At 36.0% G+C, this 15,452-nt stretch carries 13 protein-coding genes; 1 reads left to right on the top strand and 12 read right to left on the bottom strand.

Annotated features, from left to right (window positions below):
• Nucleotides 1–387 precede the first annotated feature (387 nt).
• From ACZSMY_RS19290 to ACZSMY_RS19250, 9 genes are all read right to left on the bottom strand, one after another.
• The gene (locus ACZSMY_RS19290) at nucleotides 388–1,902 is read right to left on the bottom strand and encodes a response regulator transcription factor (RefSeq protein WP_332094026.1); all 1,515 of its coding nucleotides are present in this window, start codon (nucleotides 1,900–1,902) and stop codon (nucleotides 388–390) included.
• A 4-nt stretch (nucleotides 1,903–1,906) separates the two neighbouring features.
• Entirely contained in the window at nucleotides 1,907–3,640 is a 1,734-nt protein-coding gene (locus ACZSMY_RS19285; protein WP_465148193.1) for a cache domain-containing sensor histidine kinase, read from the bottom strand.
• 281 nt (nucleotides 3,641–3,921) lie between these two features.
• Entirely contained in the window at nucleotides 3,922–4,683 is a 762-nt protein-coding gene (gene chbG / locus ACZSMY_RS19280) for a chitin disaccharide deacetylase (RefSeq protein ID WP_332094024.1), read from the bottom strand.
• Nucleotides 4,684–5,134: 451 nt separating this feature from the next.
• A complete protein-coding gene (locus ACZSMY_RS19275) occupies nucleotides 5,135–5,854 on the bottom strand; it encodes a GntR family transcriptional regulator (protein WP_332094023.1) in 720 nt (239 codons plus the stop codon).
• Between the two features lie 23 nt (nucleotides 5,855–5,877).
• On the bottom strand, nucleotides 5,878–6,891 hold the full coding sequence (locus ACZSMY_RS19270) for a sugar kinase (RefSeq protein WP_332094022.1): 1,014 nt from the start codon (nucleotides 6,889–6,891) through the stop codon (nucleotides 5,878–5,880).
• The gene (dagF, locus tag ACZSMY_RS19265; RefSeq protein ID WP_368901036.1) at nucleotides 6,884–7,636 is read right to left on the bottom strand and encodes a 2-dehydro-3-deoxy-phosphogluconate aldolase; all 753 of its coding nucleotides are present in this window, start codon (nucleotides 7,634–7,636) and stop codon (nucleotides 6,884–6,886) included. The genes ACZSMY_RS19270 and dagF overlap by 8 nt, the downstream gene beginning before the upstream one ends.
• The gene (locus ACZSMY_RS19260) at nucleotides 7,636–8,742 is read right to left on the bottom strand and encodes a DgaE family pyridoxal phosphate-dependent ammonia lyase (RefSeq protein WP_332094020.1); all 1,107 of its coding nucleotides are present in this window, start codon (nucleotides 8,740–8,742) and stop codon (nucleotides 7,636–7,638) included. Before ACZSMY_RS19260 ends, dagF begins: the two co-directional genes overlap by 1 nt.
• Nucleotides 8,720–9,823 carry an amidohydrolase/deacetylase family metallohydrolase gene (locus tag ACZSMY_RS19255; RefSeq protein ID WP_465148192.1) on the bottom strand — a complete coding sequence of 368 codons (1,104 nt, stop codon included), beginning with the start codon at nucleotides 9,821–9,823 and terminating at the stop codon, nucleotides 8,720–8,722. The genes ACZSMY_RS19260 and ACZSMY_RS19255 overlap by 23 nt, the downstream gene beginning before the upstream one ends.
• Before the next feature lie 289 nt (nucleotides 9,824–10,112).
• Nucleotides 10,113–11,240, bottom strand: a complete 1,128-nt coding sequence (locus tag ACZSMY_RS19250; RefSeq protein WP_465148191.1) for a M20 peptidase aminoacylase family protein — start codon at nucleotides 11,238–11,240, stop codon at nucleotides 10,113–10,115.
• A 213-nt stretch (nucleotides 11,241–11,453) separates the two neighbouring features.
• Between ACZSMY_RS19250 and ACZSMY_RS19245 the strand changes: the two genes are divergently transcribed.
• Complete coding sequence (locus ACZSMY_RS19245; protein WP_256705388.1) at nucleotides 11,454–12,869, top strand: YfcC family protein; 1,416 nt, start codon at nucleotides 11,454–11,456, stop codon at nucleotides 12,867–12,869.
• A gap of 144 nt (nucleotides 12,870–13,013) precedes the next feature.
• Here ACZSMY_RS19245 and ACZSMY_RS19240 read toward each other — a convergent pair whose 3' ends face one another.
• Genes ACZSMY_RS19240 through ACZSMY_RS19230 form a run of 3 tightly spaced genes read right to left on the bottom strand, consistent with a single transcriptional unit; the run spans nucleotide 13,014 to nucleotide 15,446 of the window.
• Entirely contained in the window at nucleotides 13,014–13,691 is a 678-nt protein-coding gene (locus tag ACZSMY_RS19240; protein WP_332094017.1) for a GntR family transcriptional regulator, read from the bottom strand.
• A 16-nt stretch (nucleotides 13,692–13,707) separates the two neighbouring features.
• Nucleotides 13,708–14,991: a TRAP transporter large permease gene (locus ACZSMY_RS19235; protein WP_042528923.1), complete on the bottom strand. Its 1,284-nt coding sequence runs from the start codon at nucleotides 14,989–14,991 to the stop codon at nucleotides 13,708–13,710.
• Nucleotides 14,988–15,446, bottom strand: coding sequence for a TRAP transporter small permease (locus tag ACZSMY_RS19230; protein WP_042528921.1), 459 nt, complete (start codon nucleotides 15,444–15,446; stop codon nucleotides 14,988–14,990). Before ACZSMY_RS19230 ends, ACZSMY_RS19235 begins: the two co-directional genes overlap by 4 nt.
• Nucleotides 15,447–15,452: the final 6 nt, after the last annotated feature.

Here is a 15,452-nt window from a genome sequence, read left to right as displayed (position 1 = left end):
ATTTTGTATCCCCATCTTATAACAGCGCTTACATTTCGGTAAGGTAGGGAATATACAGATGAGGGGAGACAAAACAAAGTATTTATAAAAATGAAAGTATTAGAAACCCAAAAGATAAAAGAGGCTAAGATGAAAGTATGTTATTCTAGCAATTTCCGACAATTGATTGTGCGAAATATCTTCTTCGACAGGACGGCTAATTGCAGCGCCAATAATGATACTTCGCTATTCTGCAGGTATACCTATATCTCCTGAGATTTATTTACATATTAGTCGGTTTCTATTACGAATACTTTTTTGTCTCAGCCTCATTATGAATATTTCTATCAACATCTAAAATAACTTTCATATCAAGATTTTTTGCACAAAAATAATATCTTCCTATAATTATTTTTTAATATGCATATTTGTATCCCTGTACTGTGTTGGTGTCATTCCAAGACTTTTCTTAAAAATCTTTGTAAAATATTTGCTGTCATTATATCCTACTAACTGAGTGATTTCCTTAACGCTTATAGATGTATACATAAGGTATTCTGAAGCTTTCTTTACCCGTAAATCAGTTAAAAGCTCAACATAAGATTTGCCTGTTTTCTTCCGAATGACATCACTTAAATAATTGGGATGGACTGGAATTTCCGCTGCAATCTCTTTAAGTGTGATGGGTTCACCAAGATGCTTTTCCATATACATAATAGAATCTTCAACGTAATTAGTACTCTTCTGGTAGCTTATTTTATAGTTCATGAAGATGATAAAAAAGAGTGAAAATAAAGCTTCTTTCGGATGTGCGAACCATTTTTGGATAGGTGGCATAGAATCATATTTATCTATACCTTTTGTACCTCCAAGATGGTTTATAAAACGAATACTTTCAATATATAAATTTTGAACATAAAACTGAATCGATTCCGGTGTAGCATTGGGATGGCAAAATAACCAATCAACAAGGTCAGAAACCCATTTTTTTAGATTTTCTTCATTTCCTTCTTTAATACAATTCATTAACTCATCTTTATGCTTTATAATATTCTCAGAGTAAGGAATGCCATTCCGGTTACTAATATCTTTCTCTATTAAAAACGGTTGGTCAGGCAATACCCATTGGTATGGTATAAAAGATACCACTCTTTTATACAAATCCGGCAATTCATCAAGCGAGCTTACAATCGAACTCATAATGATTGGTTTTTGATAAATTTCTTTTATTTTTCTAGAGGCTACTTGTAAAAGATAATCATCTTTTAAATACTTTTCACGCTTCACAAGAATAAGTGTATGGCTGTGAAGACTAATCCACTTACCATTTATATAACTATTCCACAACTCCTCATGAGCTTGTAAAGAATTGGAATCAGCTACAGCATCTATAAGCAGGAGCTGATAAGGCGGTTCTGTTAAAATTGGAATAGATTTGACGACGTATGGGTAATCAAACATCGCTGATTCATTTTGTAATACAGCTCTTATATGATTGTTTACATTTCGTTCTTCCTCTGAAATCTTTAAGTGATCGTATTCCTTTACCTTCTCCAATCTTTTTCTCGCTCTTTCAGCAGCAGAAATAATCTCATCTGGAGAGCTCGTTTTTAGCAAATAATCACAAACATTTTGGCGGATAGCTTCTTGTATATATTCAAAATCATCATATCCCGTAAGTAATATAGACTCAATTTGATAATTGTGTTTTGCAATGTAGGAAACTAATTCTAGTCCAGTCATCCCTTTCATCCGGATATCAGAAATCAAAATATCTGGACATTCCAATTCTAATTGTTTAATCACTTCCTCGGCAGACGAGACTGGTTTCAATAGGGTAAAACCGAGCTCACTCCATGGTATAATATTCGAAATACCTTCTCTAATAATCACTTCATCATCTGCAATTAAAACTTTCATCATTTCATCATCCCTTTATTGGAATAGCAAAACTGACTATTGTTCCTTTATTTATCTTACTATCAATATTTAATCCAGATTCTTTTCCGAAGTGCAAAATAAGTCTCATGTTTACATTTCGAAGACCATAATTCTTTCCAACAATCATTTCGGTACTTAAATCATTTATAAATTGTTCCTTAATCTCTTTAAGCTTCTTCTCCGTCATTCCGGTTCCATTATCTTTTACTTCAAAATACATATAACCGTCATGCTCTGTTGCGTTCACTTGGATTACTCCATAATAATCCTGAACAGAAAAAAAGCCATGATTAATACTATTTTCGATTAAAGGCTGGAGAACAAGCTTTAAGGTAGAATTCTGTTTAATGTTCTCAGCAATTGATAATTCCAAGTGAAAACTATTTGGGTAACGAATCTTTAATATTTCCAAGTAATGAATTAAATTACCTACCTCTTGCTCTACAGTGCAATATTCACTCCCTTTGTTAAGACTAAATCTTAAAAAGTCGCTTAAATGAGAGACGACCTTCGATATGTCATTTTCCTTTCTACTTAATGCAATCCAATGTACAGAGGCTAAGGTATTGTATAAAAAGTGGGGGTTTATTTGCGATTGCAACGCCTGTAAATCCAACTGCCGTTTAATAGATTCATTCTGTTTTACCTCGTCCATTAATGCTGTAATACGATTGTTAAGGCCATTATAGCTTCGAATTAATTCACCAATCTCATTATCTGTATAGGAATCAACTGTATTTAAATTTTCTCCTGGATTAGACTTTTGTATGGACTCCGTTAATATCGTTAAAGGTCTAAATACCTTCGAAATAAAAAAGATGACAAGACTAGCCACAAGAATTGCTGCCAAAATAACAAAGAAAATGGTTAACCAAAGAAAATAACGATTCTGTGAGCTATATTCTTGAAAAGGAATTACGCCCACCAACTTCCAATCCACAGAGGGGATCGTTCTGGTGAAAACAGTCGATTTTTCTTTGCTAGATTCATAGACAAAACTTTCATCACTGTTCCAATTATTGATGTTTTTATTTAACTTGGAGATATCTAAATTGGCAATGGTCGTATACTTATTCTCAGCAATTACTTCTCCATTAGATAAAATAAATACAGAGCCGTTCCATTCAAGATCAATAGACTCTAAATATTGTGTGACTGCTTTTTGATTCAAACTGATTGACAGATACCCTAAAAGCTCATAATTTGTCGTACTGCGAATAGGCCTGGTCAATGTAATCATTTCTTTTTCACCATCTAAAGTCTGGTTTCTTTCTTTAACGGACCACCATTTACCTTCTGATGCATCCTCATAGTCTATTTCTTGATTTTCTGTTATAAGCGTAGTAGATATATTTGAATTTCCATTTTGCGGGATAATAGTAATTTTTTCAATATAATGTTTGGGGAAGGCAAGATTTGATAGAAATCCGTAAATATCCCGCTGCTGTGCAACAAGACTCCCTTCTTGATTTAAATAATCCTGTACAGATTGGTTTCCAATTAAAAATACGGACATGTTTTCAACATCGTTGATAATAAACTCTAATGCGTCTTGAAGCTGATCAATTGAACTTTCCCCCGATATAGCAGCACGCTCTTTAGATACTTGGACTGTCGTGAAATATGAAAACAAGCCTAAAAGGGAAGTCGGAATTAATACAACACTTAATATAAAAACGATTAATTGATTTTTTAAAGATCGACGAAACCATTTTTTCATTCTATCCAAATCCCTATTGTTAGATTACTTTTTATTTGATTATTCATGAAAAAGAACCTTTTTCCTCCATTAGAAAAATCAAATAATTACCGATACTTCAAAAATTTTAGTAATAAATAGAGAGTTTACTTAGAGTGCTCTCCCCCTTCTAGTCTAGATTACAACTATATAATTTAGCTTTTAACAGCTTATTACCGTCACTTCAGCAGTTACTCTTTCAATCCATTTAACTTGCCGGATGAGCCCACGAATGGGAACAAGTCATTCTCTAATTGTGCATATTAAACTTTATCCAGGTAAGCAATGTCATCTTTTATTTCCTTATACGACACAAGTTGAATGCCCCTGTTTAAAATTTCAAGCTGCGTACGCTTATCTATCAATATAGACAATTCTTTAGCACGTTGTAAGTTGTAGGAACTCCCCTTTAGTACAGATTCATCAATGTAGGCTGGATGCGCCATCATTTCTATTATTTCAAACTGATTTACCTTATCTAAAATCTTTATTATTGAATCTACCGTCAAATCATCACCATAAAAGCTTTCTTCAAAATAATCAACTAGGTTCAAATGAGATTTTTTTATGTTATTTTTCAAATTACGAATTGGCAGTTTGTATTTATTTGCTAGTTTCTCCACTATCGGGAACACTTTTTCTTGGCTGTGTATATGATGGTGGCTGTCAAGGTGTGTTGGGTTTAAACCATAGGAAAGAAACTTCTCTATTTGGCTTGTAAACTCTTTTTCTATATCATCACTTTCGGCAAGATTTAACACTTTATCGAACTTATAAAATTTCCCCTCATCGTCAATAAGCGAATGAACATTATCGTTTATTGGAAATCCACAATCTAAGACAAGATGTACTCCTACCCCTAACTCCGGATTTTCTTTAGCAAGTTTCGCTGCATGGTCTGCATCAGGCATATTAGTCATCATTGTTGTAGATGTCACAATACCATTTTTATATGACTCGATAATTCCTAAATTTACACCTTTCGAATAACCAAAATCATCTGCATTGATAATTAATTTAGACATATAACCACCCTGCTTTTCATTTTTTTATTAATAATCTGATAACTGAAAACCATTTAAAAAAAGTACTAGAAATCAAACTTTATCATTTTTCAGGATATAAGAACCTTTTATACTGCAGCTTCTTCTTCAAGTTGAAACTGAGTCCTATCAACATAGTTCACAAACAAATAGTATATCAATACGATGACAAGTAACGGAATCAATTAGATAATAGCACCACTTATTTTACTTTCTGCAGCCAAATAAGCTGACCACTGTCAAATAAATAAACGTATGCCATTATCCACCATGATGCTCCCAAAATAACAATAATGATTGAAGTAATTGCAATTCCTAGTTTAGATATAATTCCATGTCTTCTCCTCCGAAGCAATTACTTATAAATACACTAGTAAAATAATTGTTTAAAGAATAAGGTTTGTATCCCTACTGATATCTATAAAATGAAAATCTATTGATTCAAATCATTATAGGTGACGACATAGTTATGTTTGAAAGTATTGTAGTATCCTTCACTATATTCCAAAACATTTCCCTCTACATCACTAGATTTTCGTATTCTTTTTAATACAACTGAATTACTCTCTAGATTTAACATTTCACTTACATGCTTTGTTGCTTTTGAAGTCGTGAATTCATCACGAAACGATTCCAAGCGAATATTATTTTCTTCTAAAAAGCGATATAAAAAAGTAATCTGAATGTCTTTTATATCTTTGATAATATCTAGTAAGATATAATGGGTAAAATAAATATACGGTTCTTGATCCAGCAAATATATTCGATCTACTTTTAAGCATCTATCCCCAAGTATAGAATGTAATGGCGTTTCAGGAGCCAAACTTATCATGTCTATGCTGATTATCCGTTTGGTAATTTTATAGCCCTCTCCCACTAAAATTTCGGTAAAACGCTTGCCTTTTGAAATTTTTGCATTTGAAACATTAGCAATCACTTTTGTCCCTACACCACTTCTTTTTTCAAGATACCCTTCTTGTACCAGTTCTTTAATAGCGTTTCTTATTGTAATTTTACTTACATTAAATTCTTTTTCCAATTGAGGCTCAGAGGGAATGTTTGTGTGAATAGCATATTCATCATGCAATATGCGTTTTTTCAATATCTCTTTAATTTGTAAATATAACGGGCCTTTCTTCTTTGTAACATTCATCCCCTTCCCCCTCTCTCTTTAATTTAACGTTTGACGTCTCCTACTGTTCCGGACATAGCTGATAAAATCTCCGCTTCTGTTGACATCGGTGTATCTCCGACAATCGTGCATGCCAACATGCCCGCAGCCGCTCCAAATTCAACGGCTTTTTCAGGTGTATAATCTGATAATTCCCCATGTAGTATTCCACTTGTATACGCATCACCCGCACCAATCCGATCGTATATAGAGAAGGTAATATTTCTAGAAAAGACAAATTCTCCTTCTTTATAAAGGTACCCTTTTAAACTATGCGTGTTATCTTTATTAATTTCCCGATGTGTCCCTGCAACCGTTTGAATATTGTACTTCTCTGCTACTTTGGGAATTAAATCTTGAAGCTGTTTTTCTCTTTCCGTCTGCTCCGTTTTCATACCTAATATATATATCGCATCTTTTTCATTCATCATCACTATATCGGCTAATGAAAGCATATCCTCATAATGCGGTTTTGCTTCCTCATAACCTCCATCCCATAAGGAAGGGCGATAATTACAGTCAAAGCAAACCATTCCACCCTTTTCTTTTACCAGTTTGGCCAAGGTCTTCATGCTAGCACAGACTTTATCTGTCATTGCCAGACTGATGCCGCAGAAATGGATCACGTCTGTATTTGCAGCAATCGAATCCAAATCATAATCGGAAGTAGCCGCTGTATTAAATGTACTCTCTAAACGATTGGTATAAGTGACACGACTCGGCCGCTGTCCAAAGCCATTTTCTAGAAAATACATTCCAATATATTTACCATCTCTTACAATAAAATCACACTCTATTCCTAAGCGCTGCAGGAAGGATGTTGCCGCGTCCCCAAGAGGGTTATCCGGCAATTTTGTAATAAGATATCCGCTATGCCCAAGCTTGGTCATAGCAGAGGCAACATTTACTCCTGTACCTGAAAAGGAATACTGTAAGTTGCTCGCTTGTGTGAGCAACTCATATCCAGGTACTTGCAAACGCATCATCACTTCTCCAAAAGCAACAATATTCTTAGGCATATTTATCAGCCAATTCTTTACTGATAGCTAACAGCTTTCTAACATCTTCTTCGTTGGTTTTTCCAGTCTCTTTATGAATAATAGAAGAATAAACATGAGGAATTACTTTAGGCACTTTCGCTTCTAATGTAATCTCTAAAATTTGAGCGAAATTGTCCAAGTCAATGCCACCGGTTGGCTCTAATGCAAACCTTTCTTCCCCGCAAGCTTTAGCTACTGCTCGAAACTCCTCTTCCGATTGCAACCCTTTCATCGGAAAGTATTTCAATGCATTTCCGCCCATATCACGGACAAGTGCAATTGCAGATTTAATTGGTACAATTGCCTTTTCATCAGCTTCTGCACTGACTGGACCCGTAGAAATATTTACATATCCTACTTTGCCCGTTGGCGATACAAGTGCGTTAATCCAGCTGTCCTTTTTTCCTAGATTCGCCCGCGTTGCGCCTACAGAAGGGAAGACCTGATTTATATGAGAACCCGCGTAATCCTTGGCAATTTCTGCAACAACTGCTGCTTGCCTGTTATCACCTGCACCCAACCCAATGGAAACAGCATCCTCAATTGCCTCTCCATACTCTTTCATTGCTGTAACGGCTGCACCGACTGTCGGGTAATCCTTAGAAAGCACGCCTACTATAACGTGGCCCTCTGCTGCCTTGAAGACTTCCTTTGCATTTTCAATACTATTTGCCAGTACATTTAAAGCGACTCTATCGTTATAAAAGCGATGATTAATATTCATTAGTTTCCTCCTCCTAAAATGGATTTTAATTCTGCTTTAATCACTTCAATATCATCCCCTTGTAATGGACGGGGATCAATATCAAAGAAGCCCTGACGGATTCCATAGTCACGTGTATAAATTGCTACATCCCCATTACGAAGCTTGTCATTTACTTCTTTCGCAGTAGTTCCTGTTACCGCTGAATCAATTTGAATCCGCGCTCTGAAAATAGCACGTCCTGCTTCGTCCTGTACGACTGTTACTGTGACACCATCAATTGTATTCAATGATTGTAATACTTTCAGGCTTTTCTTTTCCTCTTCACTATAATCTGTTTTCACAAAATACTCATTCAATGCCTGCAATAAGCCGAATGTAGTTTCCTTCCCAACCTTCATGCTTCTTCCAATATAGTGAAGCTGTGTTTTTACCCATCCAACATATTCTTTTTTTCCAGCTACGATTCCAGAAGTTGGTCCTTCTATGGCCTTTGAACCGCTATAAATCGCTAAATCTGCAATTTGTACATATTTTTTCAAATCCTCTTCTGCTGCTGCATCAATAATTAGCGGTACATTTTTGGCCTGTGCAACTTCCCATGCTTCTTCAGCAGAAATCATATTTTTTTGAACAGCGTGATGAGATTTCACAAATAGAATAGCCGCTGTATTATCATTGACAGCATCTGCAATATGTTCTTTTTTTCCTTCATTCGCATAGCCTGTTTCCACAAGCTTTCCGCCGCCAAGGGCAACCATAGTTTCAATTGGCGCACCATACTGCACATTATGGCCCTTCAGCATGACAATCTCATTTGTTGCGATATCTTCCTGATGCAGCTTTTCACTCTTCCGGCGATTTCCTTCCGTTATAATCGCTGCCACAGAAAGAGCAATGCCACTGGATGCAGAATTAACGACCACAGCATCTTCCGATTGAAGTAATTCCGCTATATGCGCTCCCGCTTTATCCACCAAATCTGCAATTTCAACATAATTCTGCCCTCCAGATTTCATCGCTTCCATTACGGTATCCGTTGGAGCAGAAACACCTAAAATACTCATTCTCCCACTTGCATTAACAACACGCTTTAAGCCATACTTAGCATTCATTGTATTCACCATTAACAACCACTCCTTTTACTTTAATCCTCTGGTCAGCTACCCGTTTTTCGCCCTCAGAGTCTATCAAATCTATCGGCTCATCCTCTACAGAAAATAGAGTAAGATTTGCAATATCTCCTCTAGCAATACGGCCAAGCTCAGGTTTATTTAACCAAGCAGCGGCACGAACTGTGATAGCATCAATAATTTCATTTAAAGAATATCCTAAATACAAAAATTTATTTAAGACATTTGCCATGTTGTATACTGGTCCATAAAGACGGTTTTTCCGATAAATATCTGTGCTGATTGTGTTAAAATGTATACCATGTTCCTTCGCCAGCTCAGCGGTCTTAAAAGAAAAACTTGCATTTCCGTGTCCCACGTCTAAATGAACACCACGCTCGATTACTTTTAAGAAATTAGGTAGCGGCTTACCTTCGTAATCAAATAAATTATTAGATTTTCCATTTAAAAAATGTGTAATTATATCGTTTTTCTCTAATAACTTAAGTACGTCATTAATATCCGGAGGTCCTGATCCAATATGAACCATTAATGGCAAATCTGTCTCCTTGGAAAATACACGTGCAATTTTTAAAGGCTCTAGATTGTTCTCACCAACAACACTGCTGCTGATTCTTGCTTTCAGACCAACGATAAAATCTTTACTCTCTTCAAAAGCACGCATTAATTCCTCTTTATTTAATAAAGATAAATCCGATAACTCATCTACTCTCTTTAAACCAATTCGCGAAATATTAAGGAAAGCGCATACATTTGTCTTAGATTTTTTAGCATTAGCGGCTAACTCATGAATCCGATCAGCCCCCGTGCTGCCAGCATCTATAATTGTCGTTACTCCTGTTTTATAGCCAATCTCATCAATATTGTCACCATATGGATCAAACTCTGGAAAAGCGTGCACATGCATATCAATCCAGCCGCTGGAAACGTAAAATTTGCTTTTATAATCAATTACTTTCTCACCACTCGCTGTTCCCGGTGAAGCAATGTCTATGATTTTTCTATTCTCTATAACAATATCTATTGATTTACCATCTACCATTTTTACATTCTGCAGAACAACATTGTCTGCCATTTCCATCATTCCTTTTAATTAGCTTTCGTAATTCAAATGATAAATTAAATTATAATAATATAAGCATTAAAACATTTTTACACCTGTTTAACTCTATTTGAAATAGATTAACACTAATTTTTTATTTAGTCAATATAACATTATAATGTTTACGAATTGATATTAATGCGGAATTTTAACAGTCTATTTTCATACTCTTTTTCAAATCTAAAAAGCCAACTCCCACCGCAAACGCAGTGAGAATTAGCCATACAAGGGCATATTTCAAACTCCTACCATTCATCGCCCATCACGCATCTCCATACACATTCAAAATAGCCTTCGTTAAAATATCCACTCCCGTTTGAAGCGCACCCTTATCAAAGGTCATATTAGGATGATGTAAACCAGGTCCCAAATTACAGCCCAAGCCCAGCATCGTGGCTTTTAATTCCGGCTTCTTCACCGTATAAAAATGAAAATCATCTCCGCCTGGCGTCAGGAGCGGCCCTACTACATTTTCTTCACCCAATACGTCTGTAATCGCTGTACGCATAAAGCTCGTTGCTTCTTCACTTGTTTCAGCTGCAGGTACGCCATGATAGTTAGTCACATCAATATCTATATCATACAGATTCCGTACAGACTCTAAAATACCGTCGACTTTCTTCACAAGCAGTTCCATTACTTCATTGGATTGCGCACGTAAATCCAAGCTGAATGCGGCGTTCCCCGGGATAATATTCGAGCTTTTCGCCCCTGCCTGGAATTTCGTCATTTTCGCTGAGTGCGGAATTCTTGGATCCATATGGATTTGACCCAGCATATTGACGATCTGCATGCCAATTTCAATCGCATTATCATTCAAATGTGGACGCGCTCCATGCGCATCTTCCCCTTTAATGACTGCTTCATATGTTTTTGTTGCACCGTGCACAATCACAGGAGCAGCCTGCCCTGCATCAACTTCTTGTTTGGGTCTGAGGTGAACACCGAATAAATAATCGACGTCTTCCACCACTTTTTCTTCCACCATTTTCAATGCACCGCTGCCTTCTTCTTCTGCAGGCTGATAAATAAATTTAATCGCTACCTTATCTTTGATGTCAGGCATCTGCTGCAATGTCCAAAGGACGCCCAATACCATCGACATATGCGCATCATGACCGCAGGAATGATTTGGCTGGAATTCACCGTTCACTTCCTGCCATAACGCATCCATATCTGCACGGACACCAATTACCGGCAGATCTTTATCAAAGTTGCCAAACTTTCCGATAACACCCGTATGGTCTGGAAATGTGATTGTTTCACACCCGGCTTCTTCTAATTTTTCTTTGATATATTTTGTAGTCTCTACTTCTTCCCAGCTGATTTCAGCATGTGTGTGTAAATGTTGAAAAACCTCTGACACACTTTTTTCTATATTTTTTCCCATTTGTCTTCTCCATCCTTCATCTAGTAAGCTCTTTTTCTACGCACGAAGGTCATTCATATACAACCGCTTTCCAACAGGTCTTATTTTTGACAAGATAAGCAAGCAGCAGCCTTCTATTAAAAGTATTCTTAATTATTTTATATTGCTTTGAAGTATAAACTCTTATATAATCAATTTCAAGTTTAAGATTTTCAAAGAAAGAAGGCTTCTTCTATGTCACAGCAAGAAAAAACAAAGCAGAAAAAGAAATTTCAGCTTCCAGATGCATATGTTATATTGTTTGTCATTTTATTACTGGCCGCGATTCTTACATATATCATTCCAGCCGGGAGTTACGAACGGGAAACAACAGAAGAGGGAACAGATGTCATTGTTCCGGACAGCTACAGTCAAATCGATCAGCAGCCTGTTAGCTTAATTGATTTATTCAGCTCGATTCAAGAAGGATTGATTGGCGGCGCCGGACTAATTTTCCTTGTATTAACAATTGGCGGAACTTTCGCTGTAATTGAAAAAACAGGTGCAATTGATAACATGATTATGAAAACCATTAAACGGACACAAAACCGGGAATGGCTCTTAATTTTAATGGTTGCTACGCTCTTCTCTGTGTTTGGAGGGCTGGGAATTATCGCTAACTCCTCCATTGCTTTCATCCCAATTGGAATTATCCTGGCGAGAGCAATGAGAATGGATGCCATTGTCGGTGTCTCGATTATTTACCTAGGAGCTTACTCCGGCTTTGCAGTTGGATTCCTGGATCCGCAAACAACAGGATTTGCACAGCAGATAGCACAGCTTCCATTATTTTCGGGGCTTTCCTTACGGTTAGTTCTATATGTGATTATTGTTGGTGCCACCATTGCTTATATTATCTGGTATGCCAACCGTGTTAAAAATGACCCTCAAAAAAGCATTCTGAGTGATAATCCATTCCCTAAACTGGAAGAAAAATCCATGGAGGACGTAGATGGGAAATTAACATCGACACAGCTCACCGTATTACTTGTTCTCATAGCTGGTATTGCTATTTATGTTTACGGTGTATTCCAATTAGACTGGGACATCAATGAAATGGCAGGGATTTTCGTTGCTTTATCAGTTATTACCGCACTTATTTCAAAAATGGGCGCTAACCAAATGGTAGAAGAATTTTTGAATGGTGCCAAAAGAGTATTATATGGCGCTTTAATTATCGGAATGGCTCGTTCGATTGTAGTTGTTTTGGAAAATGGACAAGTACTGGATACGGTCGTACATAGTATGGCTGTTGTTTTAGAACCGTTTTCCAGTGTCATGGGTGCCATAGCTATGTTTATCGGAAATGGGCTATTCAACCTTGTTGTTACTTCTGGGAGCGGACAAGCTGCCATTGTCATGCCAATTATGACACCACTTGCCGATTTAATGGATATCCCGCGTCAGGTTGCTGTACAAGCCTACACGCTTGGAGATGGCTTTACTAATATTATTACGCCGCTATCCGGTGTCTTAATGGCCAATTTAGCCATTGCCGGTATTCCTTGGACAAAGTGGCTGAAATTCGCACTGCCGCTTGTGGGAATTTGGTATGTTATTGGTACGATCTTTATTGTGATTACTGTTTTGATTAATTGGGGACCGGTGTGATAGCTACATGGTGAGAGGATAATATATTACGTAAGAACAAGGAGAACAACTCATGGATGAATTGTCTCCTTGTTTTTTGTAATTTCATTTAAAAATCCACTGCAAAATGAGACTGTCATCCATTCAACAGTTCTTATCTTCATGCTAAAAATCAGTCTCTTTGTTCTGAACATCTGTATACATATTTTTTGTTCTAGATAAATGATAACGAATAGCATTTTCTACGATTTCTTTATCTTTTTGTTCCAGCCCCTTAATAATTTGATTATGTTCTTGTATTACTTCTTCCATCCGTCCTTTTTTTCGAATTGCTTGCGATCCAATTAATATAGTTAAATTATGAAATACATCATAGGATTTAAGAAAAATATTGTAGTCAGCTATTAAAAACATTTGCCGATGGAATTCTTTATCCAGCTTCATAAACCCATAACTGTCTCCAGATTCAGCAAGTTCTTTTTGCTGCTCAACAATAGATTTTAATTTAATTATATTTTTATCCGTTATATTATTAAAAATAGGCGATATAATCTCCGTTTCGATAACTTCTCTTAAAAGGAATATTTGCTGAACTTCTTTTTCTGTATGAGTTCGCACTTTATAACCTTTTCTTGGTTTAAATTCTATTAAGTCTTCATTCACTAAATCTAACATCGCTTCTCTCAAAGGAGTTCTAGAAACTTCTAGTTTTTTAGCCAGTGTTTGTTCCGTGATATAGTCAGTAGAAGGAAAATTATTATTTAAAATAATATCTTTCAAGTTATTGTATATGATATCTTTTAATGTTTTCGTTTTTATTCCTTTTAATTGAAAGTCTTCCATGTTCAATCCCTCCAAGCTATTTACTTAGCATTTCTACTGGTGCCATAATCAGTGATGGTAAATACGTAACAACTAATAATACTACTATTAGTATAGCAACTTGTGGGAATAGATGCTTGAACATTGTAGGAACTTTCTGCTTCGCAATGGATGAAACTACAAATAAGCAAACGCCTAAAGGCGGTGTAACCATACCTATTGTTAAGTTTACTGCCAAAATAATTCCAAAGTGAACCGGGTCTATACCTGCATTTAATGCCATTGGCAAAAATAACGGTGTAAAAATCGTAACCGCACTAACCGTATCAATAAATGTACCTGCAATAAGCAAGATAATATTAACTATTAATAACAATAGCACTGGATTATCTGCTGCAAATCCTAATATATTTATTAGTTGGTTTGGAATACTTTCAAAATTGATATACCAAATAAAAATAGATGCAGACCCAATTAGAAAGATAATTCCGGTTGTCGTCGCCGCAGCATTTTTAAGTATGTCCAGAAAATCCTTAATATTGATTTCCTTATATACAAATATTCCAATAATAAGAGCATATACTACTGCAACCACTCCTGATTCTGTCGCTGTAAATATACCAGAGATAATACCACCTATAATAATAATAGGCATAAGTAAAGCAAGAATTGCGTCTTTAAAGTATTTAAGAAAAGTTTTTAAATCTGTTTTATTATCTTTTATAACATAATTGTTTTTCTTTCCAATATAAATACTATATATAATTAACCCTGCAGCCATCAATATTCCAGGTAAAACTCCAGCGATAAATAAATCACTTATCGATGTACTTGCCATTACCCCATATAATATTAGAACAATACTAGGCGGTATAATAGGCCCTATCGTGGAAGCACTGGCAATAAGAGACGTTGTAAATCCCTTGTCATAGCCTTCCTTAAGCATTGTTGGAATTAACATTCCCCCAATGGCGGCGGCTGCAGCTATTGCAGTACCCGTTAACGCTGCAAAAAATACGCTACTGATAATAACAACCAACGCTAGCCCACCAGGTATCGGACCAACTATTACCTTTGAAAAATTAACAAGTCGCTGCGATATGCCGCCTTTAGCCATAATCTCGCCGGCTAGAATAAACAACGGTATTGCTACCAGTGTAAAACTATTTATACCACTAAATAGATTTCTTGGAACATTCGAAAGGAGGCTTATATCATTTAGTCCTATACCAATTATTGAGATAAAACCCATCGCAAAAACAATAGGAACTCTTAGTACTATCAGTAAAAACATTAAAATGATCAATATTATCCAAGTCATATATTAAACAGCCTCCTTATATAAAAATAAACCATGAAGGCAGAGGAAACAGGAATTGCTAAATATAAATATGCTCTTTGGATTGGTATTAACCCTAAAGTTTGCCCTGAAGCAAAGTTCTGATTAACCAGCTCCATTCCAAAATAAATAAACACACATAGAACAATAATTGCTACAATACATTCAAGAATTTTTAGTATCTTATCTTTTTTTGCACTCATATTATCAAATAAATCTACGACAAGATGCTCCTTCCGATAAACCAGGAATGCTGCTCCAGCAAAGATACTATACACAAAAAAGACCATTAGAAGTTCTTGTGCCCAGGGTAATGGGATTTGAAATACATACCGAGATACGACTTGTAGAAAAGTAATTATGACAGTCATTAAAAGACTAACTGTCATAATTACTTCCATTACTTTAGCTAAAAGGTAATCTACTTTTTTTAACATATCATC

The organism is Oceanobacillus sp. B139/18, from assembly GCF_055524595.1.
This window is presented reverse-complemented; position numbering and strand designations above follow the sequence as displayed.